17 protein-coding genes are annotated in these 20,043 nt (G+C 55.3%); 8 read left to right on the top strand and 9 right to left on the bottom strand.

What is annotated here, in order from left to right; translation table 11 throughout:
* Positions 1-52 precede the first annotated feature (52 nt).
* Positions 53-985, bottom strand: a complete 933-nt coding sequence (dusC, locus tag ACI2JR_RS11820) for a tRNA dihydrouridine(16) synthase DusC (protein WP_462478623.1) — start codon at positions 983-985, stop codon at positions 53-55.
* A gap of 365 nt (positions 986-1,350) precedes the next feature.
* Between dusC and ACI2JR_RS11815 the strand changes: the two genes are divergently transcribed.
* The 4 genes from ACI2JR_RS11815 (at position 1,351) to sanA (ending at position 4,295) form a co-directional block, all read left to right on the top strand.
* Positions 1,351-1,758, top strand: coding sequence for a CidA/LrgA family protein (locus ACI2JR_RS11815; protein ID WP_132725438.1), 408 nt, complete (start codon positions 1,351-1,353; stop codon positions 1,756-1,758).
* A complete protein-coding gene (locus tag ACI2JR_RS11810; RefSeq protein WP_462478622.1) occupies positions 1,748-2,443 on the top strand; it encodes a CidB/LrgB family autolysis modulator in 696 nt (231 codons plus the stop codon). Before ACI2JR_RS11815 ends, ACI2JR_RS11810 begins: the two co-directional genes overlap by 11 nt.
* Positions 2,444-2,570: 127 nt before the next feature.
* The gene (gene cdd, locus ACI2JR_RS11805; protein WP_462478621.1) at positions 2,571-3,455 is read left to right on the top strand and encodes a cytidine deaminase; all 885 of its coding nucleotides are present in this window, start codon (positions 2,571-2,573) and stop codon (positions 3,453-3,455) included.
* 126 nt (positions 3,456-3,581) lie between these two features.
* Positions 3,582-4,295 carry an outer membrane permeability protein SanA gene (sanA, locus tag ACI2JR_RS11800; RefSeq protein WP_132725444.1) on the top strand — a complete coding sequence of 238 codons (714 nt, stop codon included), beginning with the start codon at positions 3,582-3,584 and terminating at the stop codon, positions 4,293-4,295.
* 184 nt (positions 4,296-4,479) lie between these two features.
* On the opposite strand, the gene mglC is transcribed toward sanA, so the two are convergent.
* The 6 genes from mglC to folE form a co-directional block, all read right to left on the bottom strand.
* Positions 4,480-5,490: a galactose/methyl galactoside ABC transporter permease MglC gene (mglC, locus tag ACI2JR_RS11795; protein WP_132725447.1), complete on the bottom strand. Its 1,011-nt coding sequence runs from the start codon at positions 5,488-5,490 to the stop codon at positions 4,480-4,482.
* Between the two features lie 15 nt (positions 5,491-5,505).
* Positions 5,506-7,026, bottom strand: coding sequence for a galactose/methyl galactoside ABC transporter ATP-binding protein MglA (mglA, locus tag ACI2JR_RS11790; protein ID WP_132725450.1), 1,521 nt, complete (start codon positions 7,024-7,026; stop codon positions 5,506-5,508).
* A 179-nt stretch (positions 7,027-7,205) separates the two neighbouring features.
* Positions 7,206-8,204, bottom strand: a complete 999-nt coding sequence (gene mglB / locus ACI2JR_RS11785) for a galactose/glucose ABC transporter substrate-binding protein MglB (protein WP_132725453.1) — start codon at positions 8,202-8,204, stop codon at positions 7,206-7,208.
* A 293-nt stretch (positions 8,205-8,497) separates the two neighbouring features.
* Positions 8,498-9,520, bottom strand: coding sequence for an HTH-type transcriptional regulator GalS (gene galS, locus ACI2JR_RS11780; protein ID WP_132725456.1), 1,023 nt, complete (start codon positions 9,518-9,520; stop codon positions 8,498-8,500).
* Positions 9,521-9,675: 155 nt separating this feature from the next.
* Positions 9,676-10,833, bottom strand: a complete 1,158-nt coding sequence (yeiB, locus tag ACI2JR_RS11775) for a DUF418 domain-containing protein YeiB (protein WP_462478620.1) — start codon at positions 10,831-10,833, stop codon at positions 9,676-9,678.
* 16 nt (positions 10,834-10,849) lie between these two features.
* Positions 10,850-11,518, bottom strand: a complete 669-nt coding sequence (folE, locus tag ACI2JR_RS11770; RefSeq protein ID WP_132725462.1) for a GTP cyclohydrolase I FolE — start codon at positions 11,516-11,518, stop codon at positions 10,850-10,852.
* A 369-nt stretch (positions 11,519-11,887) separates the two neighbouring features.
* On the opposite strand from folE, the gene fghA reads away from it, so the two are divergent.
* Positions 11,888-12,724, top strand: a complete 837-nt coding sequence (fghA, locus tag ACI2JR_RS11765; RefSeq protein ID WP_132725464.1) for an S-formylglutathione hydrolase — start codon at positions 11,888-11,890, stop codon at positions 12,722-12,724.
* A gap of 238 nt (positions 12,725-12,962) precedes the next feature.
* Positions 12,963-14,945 carry a ligand-gated channel protein gene (locus ACI2JR_RS11760; RefSeq protein WP_132725467.1) on the top strand — a complete coding sequence of 661 codons (1,983 nt, stop codon included), beginning with the start codon at positions 12,963-12,965 and terminating at the stop codon, positions 14,943-14,945.
* A 360-nt stretch (positions 14,946-15,305) separates the two neighbouring features.
* Here ACI2JR_RS11760 and ACI2JR_RS11755 read toward each other — a convergent pair whose 3' ends face one another.
* The gene (locus ACI2JR_RS11755) at positions 15,306-16,775 is read right to left on the bottom strand and encodes an amino acid permease (RefSeq protein ID WP_132725470.1); all 1,470 of its coding nucleotides are present in this window, start codon (positions 16,773-16,775) and stop codon (positions 15,306-15,308) included.
* A gap of 191 nt (positions 16,776-16,966) precedes the next feature.
* The gene (yieE, locus tag ACI2JR_RS11750; protein WP_132725473.1) at positions 16,967-17,833 is read right to left on the bottom strand and encodes a DNA-binding transcriptional regulator YeiE; all 867 of its coding nucleotides are present in this window, start codon (positions 17,831-17,833) and stop codon (positions 16,967-16,969) included.
* A 177-nt stretch (positions 17,834-18,010) separates the two neighbouring features.
* Here yieE and ACI2JR_RS11745 point away from each other — a divergent pair, with 177 nt between their 5' ends.
* A complete protein-coding gene (locus ACI2JR_RS11745; RefSeq protein ID WP_132725478.1) occupies positions 18,011-19,060 on the top strand; it encodes a YeiH family protein in 1,050 nt (349 codons plus the stop codon).
* Between the two features lie 93 nt (positions 19,061-19,153).
* A complete protein-coding gene (gene nfo / locus ACI2JR_RS11740) occupies positions 19,154-20,011 on the top strand; it encodes a deoxyribonuclease IV (protein WP_132725481.1) in 858 nt (285 codons plus the stop codon).
* Positions 20,012-20,043 lie beyond the last annotated feature (32 nt).

Raw genomic sequence — 20,043 nt, 5'->3', positions numbered from 1 at the left:
ATCAGCAGACGCTCCCGGAGTAATAAAGTGTGAGCGGATTAACAATCTTTCCCTAATAGCGGGCAATAGCGGCGGCAATGTCCGCGGAGGTTTTCAAGGTGCGGATTTCATTAAATACCACCAGCGCTTCATGATATTCTTTACGCAAATAGCTGAGCCACTGTTTGATTCGTGCCACATGGTACAGTCCGGTATCGCCCTGTTTTTCCAGACGGGTATATTTTTGCAGCAGCGCAACGACCTGCGGCCACGGCATGCGCGGCTCGTTGTATTTTATCACCCGGCTTAAATTCGGCACGTTAAGCGCGCCGCGGCCAATCATCACCGAGTCGCAGCCGGTGGCCGCCAGGCAATCCTGCGCGCTTTGCCAGTCCCAGATTTCACCGTTGGCAATCACCGGAATCGACAGCCGCTGGCGGATTTCACCAATTGCCGCCCAGTTGATGCGTTCCGCTTTATACGCATCTTCTTTGGTACGCCCATGCACGACGAGCTCCGTCGCTCCGGCCTGCTGCACCGCATCAGCAATTTCAAACCGACGCGCCCCGCTGTCCCAGCCCAGACGGATTTTGACCGTCACCGGCAGATGGGCGGGTACCGCTTCGCGCATCGCCCTGGCGCCACGATAAATCAGCTCCGGGTCTTTGAGCAACGTCGCCCCGCCGCCGCTGCCGTTAACCAGCTTTGACGGACAGCCGCAGTTAAGATCGACGCCCCAGGAGCCCAGCTCTACCGCCCGCGCGGCGTTTTCCGCCAGCCACTGCGGGTACTGGCCGAGCAGTTGCACCCGCACGCGCGTACCGGAAGGCGTCCGGCTATGGTGATGAAGCTCCGGGCAGAGCCTGTAGAACGATTTTACCGGCAGCAGCTGATCCACCACGCGTAAAAACTCGGTGATGCACAGATCGTAATCATTCACTTCGGTCAGCAGCTCGCGCACCAGCGAATCGAGCACGCCTTCCATCGGCGCCAGTAAAACACGCATATCGTTATCCGGGAAAAAAAGAGGCGCTATGTTAACGCCTCTGCCTGCGGGTTAAAAGGGGCTTTAGCGAGAGATCAGGCCATCGTCTTGCCGGTCGGCTCACCGTGCTGTCTATCATTTCAATAGCCTGCCGACGGTTGAAAGCGGAAACCTGCTGCAAAGCCGTAAGATGATCTCTATGCTTTTATCATAGCTGGTCCAATCTGATGGTCGACAACGCGCGCAGGGAACACATTATCTACCGCGCCTGCGGGTGTTCCAGTTCCGTCGCTCTATTCCAGGTATGCGTAGAATTCATGATGTGATCGGTAGCACATTTCAAGGTTTAATTGTATGATGAATTCGGTTCATCAAGGGTTATTACCATGAGTAAATCGCTGAATATTATCTGGCAGTATCTACGGGCTTTTGTCCTGATCTATGCCTGTTTATACGCCGGGATTTTTATTGCCTCCCTGCTGCCGATGACTATCCCCGGCAGCATTATCGGGATGCTGATTTTGTTCGTTCTGCTGGCGCTGCAGATTATGCCGCCGAAATGGGTCAACCCCGGCTGTAACGTGCTGATTCGTTACATGGCGCTGCTGTTCGTGCCCATCGGCGTGGGCGTCATGCAATACTGGGATTTGCTGCGCGCGCAGCTGGGCCCGGTGGCGATCTCCTGCGCCATCAGTACACTGGTGGTTTTTTTGGTGGTGAGCTGGAGCTCGCACCTGGTCCACGGCGAACGTAAAGTGATCGGACAAAAAGAGGACATCAAAGATGATGCATGAAATCTGGTGGTCTTTGCCGCTGACGCTAATCGTTTTTTTCCTCGCCCGTAAGCTGGCCGCGCGGTTTAAATTCCCGCTGCTCAACCCGCTGCTGGTGGCGATGGTGGTAATCATCCCCTTTTTGCTCATCAGCGGAATCTCCTACGATCGCTATTTTCAGGGCAGCAAAATTCTCAACGACCTGCTTCAGCCGGCGGTCGTGGCGCTGGCCTTTCCCTTATACGAACAGTTGCACCAAATCCGCGCCCGCTGGAAATCGATCATTACGATCTGCTTTATCGGCAGCGTCGTGGCCATGATTACCGGAACCAGCGTTGCTCTGCTGATGGGGGCGACGCCGCAAATCGCCGCGTCGATTATGCCAAAATCGGTCACCACGCCCATTGCGATGGCGGTCAGCGGCAGCATTGGCGGTATTCCGGCGATCAGCGCGGTGTGCGTGATTTTCGTGGGTATTCTCGGGGCGGTATTCGGCCATACGCTGCTTAACCTGATGCGTATCCGCACCAAAGCCGCGCGCGGGCTGTCGATGGGTACCGCATCGCATGCGCTGGGCACCGCCCGCTGTGCGGAGCTGGATTATCAGGAAGGGGCGTTCAGCTCGCTGGCGCTGGTGCTCTGCGGGATTATTACTTCGCTGATCGCCCCCTTTTTGTTTCCGCTGGTGCTGGCGATAGTCGGATAAATGTGATTCAAATCACATTTATCAGTGCAACATAACAAAGTTGCATAAACAATGAGATATTAATCACATATACGAGCCATCACCGCCCGTACACTAGATTCCCATTACATTGTTATGAGGCAACGCCATGCACCCACGTTTTCAAGCTGCTCTTCCTCTCCTGGCGGCAGACCTGCAAGCGGCCATCGCCCCGATGCTGACCGACCCGCATTTTCCAGCACTGCTGGATGCCGGGCAGGTCACAGCGCTGCGCAACGCCACAGGGCTGGACGAAGACGCGCTGGCCTTTGCGCTGCTGCCGCTCGCCGCGGCCTGCGCGCGCGCCGACCTCTCCCATTTTAACGTTGGCGCCATCGCCCGCGGGATCAGCGGCAGCTGGTATTTCGGCGGTAACATGGAATTCCCCGGCGCAACCATGCAGCAAACCGTCCACGCGGAACAGAGTGCCATCAGCCATGCCTGGCTGCGCGGCGAAAAGTCCCTGCTGGCGATCACCGTCAACTACACCCCCTGCGGCCACTGCCGTCAGTTTATGAATGAGCTGAACAGCAGCCAGGTCCTGCGTATCCATCTGCCGGGCCGCGAGGCGCACTCCCTACAGCACTACCTGCCGGATGCTTTCGGCCCGAAGGATCTGGCGATCAAAACGCTGCTGATGGATGAGCAGGACCATGGTTTTCCGCTGACCGGCGATGCGCTGACCCAGGCGGCTATTCAGGCGGCCAACCGCTGCCATATGCCCTACAGCAACGCCCCTTCCGGCGTGGCGCTGGAGCTGAAAGACGGGACGATTTTCGCCGGCAGCTATGCGGAAAATGCCGCCTTTAACCCCACCCTGCCGCCGCTGCAGGGGGCGCTGAACCTGCTGAGTCTCAATGGATATGATTATCCGGATATTCAGCGCGCTATTCTTGCCGAGAAAGCCGATGCGCCGCTGATTCAGTGGGATGCGACCGCCGCCACGCTGAAAGCGTTAGGCTGTCACAGCATTGACCGCATTCTGCTCGCTTAAGCATCCTGCCATGCGGGTCTGCTGGCCCGCATTGTTGAAAATCCCCGCAATTAAACGATGGTTTCTTGCTCTTGCCCGGCGGGTAAAGTAGCCTGATAGCTCCATTGTCCACATTGAGTCAGGTGAATGTTAAAGCGTGTGTTATACAGCCTGTTAGTCCTGTTCGGCCTGCTGCTGTTGACCGTGCTGGGTCTTGACCGTTGGATGAGCTGGAAAACAGCCCCCTATATTTACGACGAGCTGCAGGATCTGCCCTACCGCCAGGTTGGGGTCGTGCTCGGTACCGCCAAGTATTATCGCACCGGGGTCATCAATCAATATTACCGCTACCGCATTCAGGGCGCGCTGAACGCCTACAATAGCGGGAAGGTGAACTATCTGCTGCTGAGCGGCGATAATGCGCTGCAAAGCTACAATGAGCCGATGACCATGCGCCGTGATTTGATTAAAGGCGGCGTCGATCCGGCAGATATCGTGCTCGATTACGCGGGTTTCCGCACCCTCGATTCCATTGTGCGGACGCGTAAAGTTTTCGATACCAACGACTTTATTATCATCACCCAGCGCTTCCACTGCGAGCGGGCGCTGTTTATCGCCCTGCATATGGGGATTCAGGCGCAGTGCTATGCGGTGCCTTCGCCGAAAGATATGTGGAATGTGCGCTTACGTGAGTTCGGCGCCCGTTTTGGCGCGCTGGCCGATCTGTATGTGTTCAAACGTGAGCCGCGTTTTTTAGGGCCGCTGATTCCCATTCCGACCTTGCAGGCGGTCCCGGAGGGGGCGCAGTCCTACCCAGCGGTAACGCCGGAGCAGCTGCTGGAATTGCAAAAAGAGAAGTGACAGGCCATAGAGAACGGCCGTTCCTCGATGCAGCCCGTGTCGACGGCGTCGCCGCTCGTTCCCCCGCAGCGCCATCTTTCGCGATAAAACGTTTAGCGAAGAGGCGCGTAACACAGAAATCGCCCCCATTGCGAAACATAAAAAAAGCCCGCGCGATCTGCGCGGGCCGGATGACAGCGGAATATTATTTCTTACGCGCGTATTTCAGGGAATCCAGCGCCACGGCGAAGATAATAATCGCCCCTTTAATAATATACTGCCAGTAAGGGTTTACGCCGATATAGGTCAGACCATAGTTGATGACGGTAAAGATGATAACCCCGGTCACCACCCCCAGCACCGTACCCACCCCGCCGCTGAACGATACGCCGCCGACGACGCAGGCCGCAATCGCGTCCAGCTCATACATAAAACCGAGGTTGTTGGTCGCAGAACCGATACGCCCGGCTTCCAGCAGGCCACCGAAGGCATAGAACACGCCGGACAGGGCATAAATCATCAGCAGGTTAAGCGCCACGTTAACGCCAGAAACCTTCGCCGCTTCCGGGTTGCCGCCGATGGCAAAAATGTTTTTGCCAAAACGGGTTTTATTCCACAGGATCCACACGAAGAACACCGCAATCAGCGCATAGAAAGTAATGTACGACAGGCGGAAAGTTCCCAGCGCCACAAACCCTTGGGCAAACTGAGAGAAGTGGCTGTCAAAGCCTGAAATCGGCGACGCTCCGACAAAATCGTAGTACAGGGAGTTGATCCCATAGACGATGATCATCGTACCGAGGGTGGTAATAAACGGCGTCACATTCAGATAAGCAATGATGATGCCGTTAATCAGACCAATCACCGCGCCAATGGCACAGACCAGCAGGATCACCAGCGGAATCGGCATCGTGGCCATATCCGGGAACACCTTGTTGGCGTTATCGACCGCCTGGAGCATAGTGGCGGCGATAACCGCCGCCAGCCCGACCTGGCGGCCGGCCGACAGGTCGGTACCCTGGGTCACAATCAGCCCGGCCACGCCGAGGGCGATAATAATACGTACCGAAGACTGGGTCAGGATGTTACTCAAGTTCAGCAGACTTAAGAACGTGGGGTCCTGGAAAATAATAATGGCCAGCAAAACCAAAAGAACGACGTAAATCCCACCTTCTTTCAGGTAAGTGAGAAAGCTTTTTTTATTTAACACACTCATGAGAAGCCCCTGCTCTTAAAGATGCAACGACGCAAGACGTAAAATTTCGTTTTGCGTAGTAGTTTTTGTCTCAACAATTCCGGCGACAAGACCATTGCTCATTACCAGAATACGGTCGGTAATACCCAGCAGCTCCGGCATCTCGGAGGAGATAATGATGATTCCTTTATTTTTCTTAGCCAGCTCGGCAATCAGCTGATAGATTTCGAACTTCGCGCCGACGTCAATCCCGCGCGTCGGTTCATCAAGCATCAGTATCTCCGGCTGGGTTAATAACCAGCGCCCGATAATCACCTTCTGCTGGTTACCACCGGACAACGAACCAATTTGCGTATGCTGCCCTGGCGTTTTCACGCGCATCGAGTCAATCACCCATTGGGTATCGCTTTTCATACGTGAGTTATCTAACAAGCCAACCCTGTTCTTATATTTCTTAATATTGGAGATCAGCGAGTTAAAGCCGATATCCAGATAGGCATAAATCCCGGTAGAACGTCGTTCTTCGGTGACTAAGGCAAAACCATGGTTAATCGCTTCATTGGCGCTATGATTATTAATCTTCTTGCCATGCAGCGTGATTGTGCCGCCTGATTTTTCGCGGATGCCGAAAATCGTCTCAACGATATCGGTACGCTTCGCCCCCATCAGCCCGGCGATCCCGAGAATTTCGCCCTTGTGCAGATCGAAAGAGACATCGCGAATCGACGGCTGACGCAGTGAAGTCAGGTTGCGAACCTCAAGAATCACTTCACCCGGTTTGTTTTGCCGATCCGGGAAGCGCTGGTTCAGCGAACGGCCAACCATCATCGAGATGATCTTGTCCATATCCAGCCCTTCCAGCGGCTGGGTGGCAATCCACTGACCATCGCGCAGAATGGTAATTTCATCGCACAGCTGGAAAATTTCTTCCATCTTATGTGAGATATAGACAATACCGCAGCCGCGCTCTTTCAGCTTACGGATAATCTTAAACAGGTGATTGACCTCTTTTTCCGTCAATGACGAAGTGGGCTCATCCATAATGACGATTTTCGCGTCATAGGAAAATGCCTTAGCGATTTCAATCATCTGCATTTGTGAAACTGACAGGGTGCCAACGCGCGCCCGCGGATCGATATCAATATCCAGTTCGTCAAAGATGCCTTTGGTATCGCGATACATTTTATCCTGATCGACAAACATGCCTTTGGTGGGGTAACGCCCCAGCCACATGTTGTCCATCACCGAACGTTGCAATACCAGGTTTAACTCCTGATGAACCATTGAAATACCGTTTTCCAACGCTTCTTTCGCGGAATGGAAATCGATCTCTTGTCCCTGGAAAAGAATACTACCGGAATCCTTTTGATAGATCCCAAAAAGACATTTTAATAATGTTGATTTACCCGCGCCGTTCTCTCCCATTAATGCATGAATAGAATGAGGACGGACTTTCAGATTGACATTATCGAGTGCCTTGACGCCAGGAAACGACTTGTTGATATTGCTCATTTCCAACAAGAATTCGCCTGACCGTTCGCTATTATTGCTGACCATAGTTATACCTGGCTGCGTTCATGCACACCCCGCCCGGCGAATAAACGCACGGCCAGAGTCTGGTTCTGTATCAGGAATAATCGGGCGGGGCTACGCATTATATTTCAGATTGCATCAGCGGTAGCTTTCAGCAACCCGAAATAATTACGGGTATCATCCCCCCGCCCGTAACTCAATAATTATTTACCGATAAACTGGCTGAGATTGTCTTTATCTACGCCAACATAAGGCACGCGGACGATTTTATTATCAATCTTCCAGTTTGTGCCTGCGGCCGCTTCTTTACCTTCTGCCAGGTTTTTCGCCAGATCGAAAGTGGCTTTCGCCTGGTTGTTAGCATCGTTCAGCACGGTGCCGGCCATCGCACCGGATTTAACCAGCGCCAGCGCTTCAGGCAGGGCGTCGACGCCAAATACCGGAATGCTGCTCTTATTGTGGGCCTTCAGCGCTTCAACTGCGCCCATCGCCATCGCATCGTTGTTAGCAATGACAACTTCAATTTTGTTGGCGTTCGGTCCGGACAGCCACGCATCCATCTTATCTTTCGCCTGAGCGGTATCCCACATAGCGGTGTCCAGCTGCAGCTGCTGAGTCTTCAGACCTTTGTCATTCAGCTCTTTGATAACGTAGGTGGTACGCGCTTCAGCGTCCGGGTGGCCCGGTTCGCCTTTCAGCAGCACATACTGAATCTGACCATCTTTATTCAGATCCCAGCCGGCGTTAGCTTTCCAGTGTTTCGCGATCAGGTCGCCCTGAATAATCCCGGACTCTTTGGAGTCGGTACCGACATAATAAGCTTTGTCATAGCTGTCCAGCGCTTTGCGGGAAGGCTCTTTGTTAAAGAACACCACCGGTACGTTCTGGCCGCGCGCTTTATCAATAACGGTACCCGCTGCTGCCGGGTCAACCAGGTTGATCGCCAGTGCTTTCACCCCTTTAGCCAGCAGAACGTCAATCTGATCGTTCTGTTTAGACTGGTCGTTCTGTGAGTCATTCATCAGCAGCTGGACGTCCGGCGCCGATTTACCGTCTTTCTCGATTGCCTTGCGCACCACCGACATAAAGTTGTCGTCATATTTATAAATGGTTACGCCGATGCGGGTATCAGCTGCGTGTGCCGCGGCGCCAAATAACATGCTAGCCATAACAGCAGACAGGGTTAACACCTTCTTATTCATGGAATCTCCGGTTTTATTATGTAGGGCCGTTGGTGTGAAAATAGCTGGCGGGGATTTGTTACATTAAAGTTACCGCACAACAACGTTCACGACTGTAAGTTCTGTCTTCCGTGTAGGGTAACGCTCCAGAAATACGACTTTATTAAGCGTTTAGCGCCTTGTTCCTACGCTAAAAGTGATTAATCACCGTGACATAGTGGTTCAGACTGGTAAACGAGGCCATCATAATCAGTTGAATGTTAATATACTGTGAATTTACTCACAGATTGAAAGCGGTTACATAGAGCGCATAATCAGTTAGTGATCGGCCCCGCAATTTGCCGCTGCATCACCGAATGACGACGCACCAGCGTCGGCATAAAGCAGTGGCGCGCATCGCTATCCAGCTTGCCCGCCGCCCCCAGCAGGGCCAGCTCCGTCGCCAGTTTCGCCATCGACATAACCGGATAGCGCACCGTCGTTAGCTGCGGGTCGGTGTAACGGGCAATCGGGATATCATCAAAGCCAATCAGGGAAAGATGCTGCGGGACGACAATGCCGTTATCTTTCAGCGTTGTCAGCGCCCCTGCCGCCATACTGTCGTTATAGGCGAAAACGGCGGTCAGGCCCAGGTTACGCCCCAGCAGCTCGACCATGGCCGCCTCCCCTCCCTGCATATCCGGCGATCCGCAACCGACCCAGCTATCCGGGGCCATAATGCCGTGTTCCTGTAACGCTTTGAACCACCCTTCCCGGCGCAGGTCGTCATCTTCAATACCGTGATTAGAAGAGAGATAGCCGATGCGCTGGTGACCATGATTGAGCAGCATGCGCGTCGCCATCAGCGCGCCGCTGACGTTATCCAGCCCCACGCAGCGATGGGCGTAGCCCGGTACGATGCGATTAATCAGCACCATCCCGGGAATATGCTGCATAAAATCGCCCAGTTCCTCATCGCTTAGCGCCTTGGAATGGACAATCAGCGCCGAGCAGCGCTGGCGAATCAGCACTTCAATGGCGTTACGCTCTTTTTCCGCCTCATGATAGCTGTTGCCGATCAGCACATACTTCTGGTGCTGCTGGGCGACGGTATCGACCGCTTTGACCAGCGCGCCGAAGAAGGCATCCGACACATCCATCACCACCACGCCAATCGTGTCGCTGACCTGCGTCGCCAGCGCCTGCGCATTGGCATTCGGCCGGTAGCCCAGCTGCGCTACCGCTTTCATTACATTTTCCCGCGTATCCGGGCTCACCAGTGCACTGTTGTTAAGCACCCGCGAAACGGTAGCGACGGAAACGCCCGCCTGACGGGCGACATCACGAATGGTGATCATGCTCACCGACCTTAAGAGAATTGCAATACGTCACACCCACCTCCTGTGTTCAGCAAGGAGGCTATTCTGGCAGCGACGCGGGGCATGCTACGTGAGTGATGTCACAAGCCTGGAAACGGTTACATTCATTTTGTTAACGATTGTGATCAAGATCGTTATCTGGATGTGTTTTTCAATGAGGTCCCTGACGCACGCAGGGTTAACTGACGCCATAGCCATTCAACCGGCCCCTGGCGGAAATGGCGCAGCCAGAACCAGGAAAAGATGAGATTGACCGCCCAGACCGGGATGACGAAGGCTAACAGCTGCAGGCGGTCAAACTTCATAAACAGGCCGAAACGGTAGAAAATCGTGGTGCAAATGAGGGTCTGTAGCAGGTAGTTGGTTAACGCCATCCGCCCGACGCAGGCAATCGCGCCCACCAGCCGCAGTCTGCACAGCTGTGGCCAGAAGCCCCACGCCAGCGAGGCGTAGCCAATCGTTTGTAGCGGCGCACCCAGCTCGCGCGGCGCCTGTAACAGGAAAGCACACCAGCGCGGGTCCCAGGCGAGATGCCACTGCGCCAGAATCGCCGGCAGGTTGACCGCCATTCCGCCGACAATCAGCAGCGCACCGGTACGCCGATAATGGCTAAGGCTGAACTGCCCTTTTAACCAGCCGCTGCGCATCAGGGCCGCGCCCATCAGCATCATCCCCGCCAGCTGCCAGCCGTACTGCGCGCCGAGCGCCAGCAGGTTAGCGGATAACATATCGGCGCGATTGCTCACGGCCTCCATACCGCCGTTCAGCTTCCAGTATTGCTCATACTGTAAGCTGGCGACATCAGGGACCCACGAACGGTTCGGCGCCCCGCCGGAAATCACCCCCAGCAGCACCAGCACCGCCACGCCGATGACATACAGGATGACGCCGGTATTAAACAGCGATTTGATGTGATGCGCATCGCGCACCATCCGCCAGGCCACCAGACCGACTAATGCATAGGCCAGCAGAATATCGCCATCCCAGAAAAACAGGCCGTGAATAAAGCCCAGCAGCGCCAGCAGCGTCAGACGCGACTGGATCCAGCGCTTGCCGCGCGGCAGCAGGAGCTGAAGCCCGGCGCCAAACAGCAAGGCAAATAGCGTGAGAAATTTGACCTGCGCCAGCAGATCGAGAATCGCCCAGGTCCAGGCGTCGCTGAGAGTAAAGCTCCCGGCCCATGCCGGGTTGAGATAAGCGGCCTTCGGCAAGCCGAAGGCGCTGATATTCACTAGCAGGATACCGAGGATAGCAACGCCGCGGACAAAGTCCAGCGTGACATTTCGCTCCATGTAACCTGCTCCGTTTTTAGTTGTGGTGACGGACGGCGCGCAGGAACTCCTGGCGGGTATTCTGACTGGATTTAAACAAGCCGCCCAATGAGGTGGTGGTGGTCGCACTGGTGGCGTCACGGATGCCGCGCGCCTTCACGCAGTAATGCACCGCATCAATGGACACCGCCACGTTGCTGGTACCCAGCAGCGTCTGCAGCGCGGTTAAAATCTGCTGCGTCAGTCGCTCCTGCACCTGCGGGCGCTGGGAGAAGAACTGCACGATGCGGTTGATTTTCGACAGGCCAATCACCGAATCTTTCGGAATATAGGCCACCGTCGCCTTACCATCGATGGTGACAAAGTGGTGTTCGCAGGTGCTGGTCAGCGTGATATCACGCACGGTCACCATTTCATCCACCTGCATCTTGTTTTCGATAACGGTGATTTTTGGGAACCTGGCGTAATCCAGCCCGGAAAAGATCTCGTCGACATACATTTTGGCGATACGATGCGGCGTTTCCATCAGGCTGTCATCAGATAGATCAAGATTCAGCAGTTGCATAATCTCGGTCATGTGTCCGGCAATCAGACGCTTGCGAGTTTCATTATCAATTTCTTGTACTGGCGGACGCAGCGGCGTCTCCAGCCCACGAGCGACCAGCGCTTCATGAACGAGTATGGCTTCTTTACTCAGTGCTGACATTTAGGTTCTCCTGCAGGTGTGGCGCTCTTTGCTCTTCTGCGGGCAAAGTTTGCATTCATTGTGCGTGAGGTGGCGCACATAATCCAGTAGCCGAAACGATAATTGTTGAAATTTGCGTTAGCTATTGATATCTCGCGACGGCTTCCGCGTACCGCTTATCAATGATGCAACGCCGCCCATCGCCACGCCTTATACACTACCGTGGCTGAACGCCATCTCGCCTCACATGGCAGCAGCCGGCATGTTGGCTAAAAGTTGCATTAATGATGCAATAGGTTCATCAAAGGAGAAAGTGAAAGTTGCTCACGGGCGCATGAAATATCTGTATTATGGCTTATTACGTGCACTTATCTTCCTGAGGAGCCCGGCATGGAATTGCTTGAAGAGCATCGCTGTTACGAAGGTCGGCAGCAACGCTGGCGACACGACTCCAGTACCCTGAACTGTTCAATGACGTTCAGCATCTTTTTACCGCCGTTGCGCACAGACACTCCGCCGCCGGTTCTCTACTGGCTATCAGGGTTGACCTGCAACGATGAAAATTTTACCACCAAGGCCGGCGCACAGCGCATTGCCGCAGAGCTGGGCATTGCGCTGGTGATGCCGGATACCAGCCCGCGCGGCGATAGCGTCGCCGATGACGCCGGTTACGACCTGGGTAAAGGCGCCGGGTTCTATCTTAACGCCACCCAGGCGCCGTGGTCCGCACACTACCGGATGTATGACTATCTTCGCGATGAACTCCCGCAGCTTATTGGCAGCCAGTTTAACGTCGGTGAGCGCTGCGCTATCAGCGGCCACTCCATGGGCGGACACGGCGCGCTGATCATGGCGTTGAAAAACCCGGGCCGTTTCGTCAGCGTATCGGCCTTCGCGCCCATCGTGAATCCCGCGCAGGTGCCATGGGGGCAGAAAGCGTTCAGCGCCTATCTGGGCGCCGATGAGTCGACATGGCAGGCGTGGGATAGCTGCGCATTAATGCAGGCCAGCCAGGGGACCGACGCCATCCCCACCCTGATCGATCAAGGCGATAACGACACCTTCCTCGCCCTGCAGCTGCAGCCGGCGGTCCTCGCCGAGGTCGCCCGGCAAAAAGACTGGCCGTTAACCCTGAGAATTCAGCCCGGCTACGATCACAGCTACTATTTCATCGCCTCCTTTATCGAAGACCATCTGCGTTTTCACGCCAGACACCTCATCAAATGAAACAGGAGGGCTGAGTCCCTCCATCTTTACATCTCCCTATCTTTTTGAATTTAGGCTCATTTAATCTCTCGCCAAGTAAATACAAATGATTTCAATTATCATTAATGTTTACAAAATAACATTTTTTTGTACAATCCCTCCTTCTTCTCTCCATCATTCAGAGTTCTTACAAGACAAATAAATACGGTTCTCAGGGTTAGCCCGATGGAGATTTATTCATTTGAAATGGAATGTAAAAATGACTATACCTCGCATTAAGGTACTTGCCGCCGCCATATGCGCAGCCGCGACTCCGCAGCTTGTTCACGCAGCCGATGAAACGATGGTCATTACGGCTACGGGCTTTGAGCAGAAAATTCAGAATGCGCCCGCCTCTATCTCTGTTATCAGCAAACAGCAGATTGAAGATAAGGCCTACCGCGACGTCACCGACGCGCTGAAAGATGTCCCCGGCGTGGTGGTCACGGGCGGCGGCAGCAGCAGCGATATCAGCATCCGCGGCATGTCCTCCCAGTACACCCTGTTCCTCGTCAACGGTAAGCGCGTCAGCACCCGCAGCACCCGCCCGAACAGCGATAACTCCGGGATCGAACAGGGCTGGCTGCCGCCGCTGGAGTCCATCGAGCGCATCGAAGTCATCCGCGGGCCGATGTCTTCGCTCTATGGCTCCGATGCCATGGGCGGCGTGATTAACATCATTACCAAAAAAGTGTCCAATACCAAAGCCTGGACAGGGTCGCTGCATGGCGACGCGACTTTCCAGGAAAACAACGATTCCGGCGACCTGTTCCAGACCAACGTCTACGCTTCCGGCCCGCTGATTGACGGCCTGCTGGGGGCAAAAGTGACGGGTCTGCTCTCACGCCGAGCGGAAGATAAAATCGAAAACGGCTTCAACGAGCAGAAAATGCGCAACGGCGGCGTGACGCTGAACTTCACCCCCGATGACCAAAACGACTTCGATTTCGATTACGCGCGTGAACTGCAGGACCGCAACAGCACCCCGGGGATGTCAATGGCTGAGGAGAGCTGCCGCGGCAATGTCTGTACGCCCAATAGCAAAAGCGAATCCCGCTATGAACACACCACCTATTCTCTGACCCATAGCGGTTATTACGACGACTTCAACACCACCAGCTACGCCCAGCAGGAAGAGACCAACAACCCCGGGCGTAAGATGAAATCGTACAATACGACCTTTAACAACCAGAACCAGGTCTTCCTTGGCGATCACACCCTGACGCTGGGCGGACAGTATCGTTATGAGAAACTGAGCGATAAAGGTAACCAGCTGGAGGCCGCCGACGGCCTGAGCAAACTGACCCGCTGGAGCTGGGCGCTGTTTGCTGAAGATGAGTGGGCCATGACCGAAAGCTTTACGCTGACCGGCGGTCTGCGCATGGATAAAGACGAAAACTACGGCACCAACTGGACGCCGCGCGGCTACGGCGTCTGGCATCTTGCCGAGCAGTGGACGTTGAAAGGCGGCGTTTCCGCGGGCTACCGCGCGCCGGATCTGCGTCAGTCTTCCGCCAGCTGGGGCCAGGTGACCGGCGGCGGCCGCCTTGACGGCATTATCGTCGGCAACCCCGATCTGAAGCCGGAAAAGAGCCTGAGCGAAGAGATTGCCCTGCTGTGGGATAACAACGACAACCTGAACGCCGGCGTCACGCTGTTCAACACCGACTTTAAAAACAAGATCACCGAAGTACGTCGCTGTGAGAGCAAGGCCGACCCGGCCTGCACCATCGGTAATACCAGCTATGACTTCGTCAGCGATCGCGTCAACGTCGATAAAGCCAATATGCGCGGCGTGGAATCGACCTTCGGCTGGAAGATCACCCGCGACCTGAACTGGACGGCGAACTACACCTATACCCAGTCAGAGCAGAAGAGCGGCCAGTTCTCTGGTAAGCCGTTGAACAAAATGCCGAAAAATATGTTCAACACCACTCTGGACTGGCAGGCCACGCCGGACGTCGGTTTCTGGAGCCGCCTGAACTTCCGCGGCAAAACCTCCGAGTATCTGAGCCGTACCTCCATGGCGAAGGGGACCCCGTCCTATACTCAGGTGGATCTCGGCTTGCGCTACAACGCCAACAAAAACCTGCTGGTTTCCGCCGGGGTGTATAACGTTCTCGATAAGCAGATTGATTACGATACCTACGATACGGTACTGGATGGCCGCCGTTATACCGTGGGCCTGACCTACAGTTTCTGATCAGCCGGTGATGAAAAAGCCCCGCTTAAGCGGAATGTCGATCGGTTAAAGATCGGTTGAGCGCGCCTGCGGCCAGGTAAGAATCCGTAATCTCACAGAGATTACGGATTTTTTTATGCCGCTCAGCCAGCTTTTCAACACCTCTGGCAGGCGAGCCTGCCCTCTTTTTTACGGTGGTTTGGGCCAGGCATATCGTTGTGGTACGTTGCGGGATATTTACAGCATGAGCGAAGAAACCTGCGTTCACCCAAACTACCGTTGTCCGCATCACGTCAGCTGACGATCGCCCATAAAAAAATGCTGGCCACCTTAAGTGACCAGCATTACGGTTAACGAGACTTTATTGGTCGGGCGATAACGCTACTGCTTAAAGCGCTGCGGGAATTTCATCTCGCTGTAACGTACGAAACGGGTGCCTTTTGCCAGCTTATAGCCAAACCAGATCACCAGGAACAGCGGGATACCGATATAGGTTGCGGCTACCCCGCCCCAGTCGATGGTATCTTTCAGGAACGCTTCGTAGTTCTGGCCCAGGGTAATAATCAGGCACAGTACGAAGGCAAAAATCGGCCCCAGCGGGAAGAACCCCGATCGATACGGCAGATTGTTCAGATCGTTCCCCTGCAGCACATAGCCGCGACGGAAACGATAATGACTGATGGCAATCCCCAGCCAGGCGATAAAGCCGGTCATCCCGGAGGTATTGAGCAGCCACAGGTACACGGTCTGGTTACCAAACATCGAGCTCAGGAAGCACAGCGCGGCAATCACCGTGGTGGCATACAGCGCATTCCGCGGTACGCCGCCTTTCGACAGCTTCGAGAAGATACGCGGCGCTTTCCCGTCACAGGCCAGAGTATAGAGCATACGCGTTGAGGCATACATCCCCGAGTTACCCGCCGACAGCACCGCCGTCAGGATCACCGCGTTCATAATTGCCGCCGCCGACAGCAGGCCAGCATGCTGGAACACCAGCGTGAACGGGCTGACGGAAATATCTTTCACATCGTTACGCAGCAGGCTTGGGTCGGTATAAGGAATGATCAGGCTGATGATCAAAATCGCGAACACATAGAACAGCAGGATACGCCAGAACACCTGGCGCACCGCGCGTGGAATATTCTTTTCCGGGTTCTCGGATTCACCCGCCGCGATACCGATAAGCTCGGTGCCCTGGAACGAGAAGCCGACGATCATCGCCACGCCAATCATCGCCGAGAAGCCACCGGCAAACGGCGCATCATTAATGGCCCAGTTGCTCCAGCCCGCAGGCTGTGCGCCTTTAAAGATACCGACGATCATCATTACGCCGACAATAATAAAGATGATGACGGTGGCCACTTTGATCAGCGAGAACCAATATTCCGCTTCACCAAAGCCTTTTACCGAGATCCAGTTCAGCAGGAACATAATGCCGAGGAACAGCGCGCTCCAGATCCAGCCGGGAGTATCCGGGAACCAGTAGCTCATCACCAGCTGCGATGCCACCAGATCGACGGCGATCGTCACCGCCCAGTTGTACCAGTAGTTCCAGCCCAGCGCGAAGCCAAAGCCTTCCTCGACATAGTTCTGACCGTAGGTAGCAAAGGAACCGGACACCGGCATATAGGCCGCCAGTTCGCCAAGGCTGGTCATCAGGAAATAGACCATCAGACCGATCAGAATATAAGAAAGCAGCGCGCCGCCGGGGCCTGCCTGAGAAATTGTCGCCCCAGAGGCAACGAAAAGACCTGTACCGATGGAACCGCCAATCGCGATCATGGTCAAGTGGCGCGCCTTCAATTCACGGCGTAGGCCGGGCGCTTCTGTGGTTTTAGTATCCGAAACCATGTGAAAATGCTATCCATCCAAAAAACGAGGCGCGATTGTAGCAGACGATCCGGGTTCCATCCGGTACAAATGCGAAGTTATAAGAGAGCTTCATGATCGAGCATGGATTATTAGTAAAGCACTAATCCGCGGAAATGCCAGCCTTTATCCCCTGCCCGCTCGCGACAACCAGGCTGTTGAATTTACAGTGTTTACACCTGACAGTAGTGCAGAAAGCGCTGTAATGCCTTGGAAATATGTTTCTGTCGATGGTGGATGCGCCACAAGGTGCGGGTCAAATTGGGCAGCGGGACCGCCAGCTCAACCAGCGAGCCGACCTCCAGCTGTTCAGCGATGACCCGACGGGAGAGGCAGCTGATGCCAAGACCGTGGCGCACGGCATGTTTGATGGCCTCCGAATTGCCTAACTCCATACCAAGATGGAACGCCGGCAAATGCGAGAGCAACAGATAGTCAACGATTTCACGCGTGCCGGAGCCGTGCTCACGCAGGATCCACGGCGCTTCCGCCAGCCGCTGCAGCGTCACCTCTCCCGCCAGCAGCGGCGAATCCGGCGCCGCAAACACCACCAGCTCATCTTCCAGCCACGGTTCGGCAATGATATCCGCCGCGTGACAGGGCCCCTCGATCAGCCCGATGTCCACGCGCAGATCGGCCACCGCATTGATTACGTCCTGGCTATTTCCCACGCTCAGCTCCAGCGGCAGATCGGGGAAATCACGGCGATAGTGGGCGATAATTTCCGGCAGAATATAGTTACCGATGGTACTGCTGGCTGATACGCGAATCGCGCCGTTGTCGCCGTGAAACAGCTGTTCGATTTCCACCGCCCGTTCGAGCAGCGCCAGCGCCCGCGGATAAAGCAGACGCCCGTGCTCATTGACGACCAGCCGTTTACCGACGCGGTCAAACAGCTGCACCCCCAGCTGCCCTTCCAGATCGGTCAACGCCGCGCTGACCGCAGATTGCGAAAGCGCCAGCATTTGTGACGCCTGAGTGGTGGAACCGCTCTTGAGAACTTCAGCAAAAACTTCCAGCTGACGTAGCGTGATATGCATAACCCATCCTGCCTGTATATCCAATGTGGCTTGCCGACACCCCGTCGCGCTCCGTGAATCGCGCGCTGAACCACGGGAATGCTCGTATACCACTTATTACGATTAATTATAAATATATAATCAATTTTATATTTAGACCAGCAGGTCGTAACCTTTCCGCAGACAAAGGAGAAGGTTATGACAGCACTCACTTTACCGACAAAACATCGCACGGTGTGGCATTTTATCCCAGGACTGGCGCTGACCGCCGTGCTTACCGGCGCAGCTCTCTGGGCGGGTAGCTTTCCCGCGATTGCCGGCGCCGGCTTCAGCGCCCTGACGCTGGCCATCTTATTTGGGATGGTCATCGGAAATACGCTTTACCCGCAAATCTGGCAGCCGTGCGACGGCGGCGTGATCTTTGCCAGGCAGCACTTATTACGCCTGGGCATTATTTTATACGGCTTTCGCCTGACATTCGCCCAGATTGCCGATGTCGGCGTCAGCGGGATCGCCATTGACGTTCTGACGCTGACCAGCACCTTTTTCATCGCCTGCTACCTTGGGCAGAAGGTCTTCGGTCTCGACAAACATACCAGCTGGCTGATTGGCGCCGGCAGCAGCATCTGCGGCGCGGCGGCGATTCTGGCGACCGAACCGGTGGTGAAAGCGGAGGCCAGTAAAGTCACCGTCGCGGTGGCAACGGTGGTGATTTTCGGTACCCTGGCCATCTTCCTCTATCCGGCGATGTATCCGCTGCTGGCGCACTGGTTCACGCCGGAGGCCTATGGCATCTATATGGGGTCGACGATGCATGAAGTCGCGCAGGTGGTCGCTGCCGGGCACGCCATCAGTCCGGATGCTGAGAACGCCGCGGTGATTGCGAAAATGCTGCGTGTGATGATGCTGGCGCCGTTCCTGCTGTTCATGGCCGCCCGGGTAAAACAGCTGGCGCCGGAAGGCCAGGGGCAAAAAAGTAAAATCACCATTCCGTGGTTTGCCATCCTGTTCATTCTGGTGGCGGTATTCAACTCTTTCCACCTGCTGCCAGAACCGGTTGTCGACATGCTGGTGACGCTCGATACCGTGCTGCTGGCCATGGCGATGGCGGCGCTGGGACTGACCACTCACGTCAGCGCGCTGAAAAAAGCCGGCGCCAAACCGCTGCTGATGGCACTGATGTTGTTCGTCTGGCTGATTATCGGCGGCGGCGCCATCAACCTGGTGATTCACAGCATGCTGGCCTGATCGGCAGCAGATTGACGGCATCATTCGTTGATGTCACTCTGCAGTTAAGCCGCTATTATTACTTTCCCCCCAGCGGCTTAACTGGAGTTTTTTATGAAATACATTGGAGCGCACGTCAGTGCCTCAGGCGGGCTGGCCAATGCCGCCATTCGCGCCGCCGAAATCAAGGCCACCGCTTTCGCGCTGTTCACCAAGAACCAACGCCAATGGCGCGCCGCCCCGCTGACCGAAGAGACCATTGCTGAATTTAAAGCCGCCTGCGAAAAATATCACTTTGCCCCCGGGCAAATCTTGCCGCACGACAGCTACCTGATAAACCTCGGCCACCCGGTAGAAGAAGCGCTGGAAAAATCCCGCGACGCCTTTATTGATGAACTGAGCCGCTGCCAGCAGCTCGGGCTGACGTTGCTGAATTTCCATCCGGGCAGTCACCTGCAGCAGATACCGGAAGAGGAGTGCCTGGCGCGGATCGCCGAGTCGATTAACATTGCGCTGGCCAAAACCGAAGGCGTCACCGCGGTGATCGAAAATACCGCCGGTCAGGGCAGCAACCTCGGATTCCGCTTTGAACACCTCGCCGCCATCATCGACGGGGTGGAAGATAAATCCCGCGTCGGGGTGTGCATTGATACCTGCCACGCCTTCGCCGCCGGGTACGATCTGCGCAGCGCCGAAGAGTGTGAGAAAACCTTCGCCGATTTCGAGCGGATCGTCGGCTTCAGGTACCTGCGCGGTATGCATCTCAACGATGCGAAAAGCGCCTTCGGCAGCCGCGTTGACCGCCACCACAGCCTGGGAGAGGGTAATATCGGCCACGATGCTTTCCGCTGGATCATGCAGGACAGCCGCTTCGACGGTATTCCGCTGATTCTGGAAACCATCAATCCGGATATCTGGGCGGAAGAAATTGCCTGGCTACGGGCGCAGCAGACCGAAGCCGTCTCGGCCTGACGCCGCTTGCCAGCGGGTAAATCCGCCTGGCC

The organism is Klebsiella sp. NPDC088457, assembly GCF_044900465.1.
Lineage (GTDB): Bacteria > Pseudomonadota > Gammaproteobacteria > Enterobacterales > Enterobacteriaceae > Klebsiella.
The sequence above is the reverse complement of the archived record's forward strand: the minus strand, read 5'-3'. Positions and strand labels throughout refer to the sequence as shown.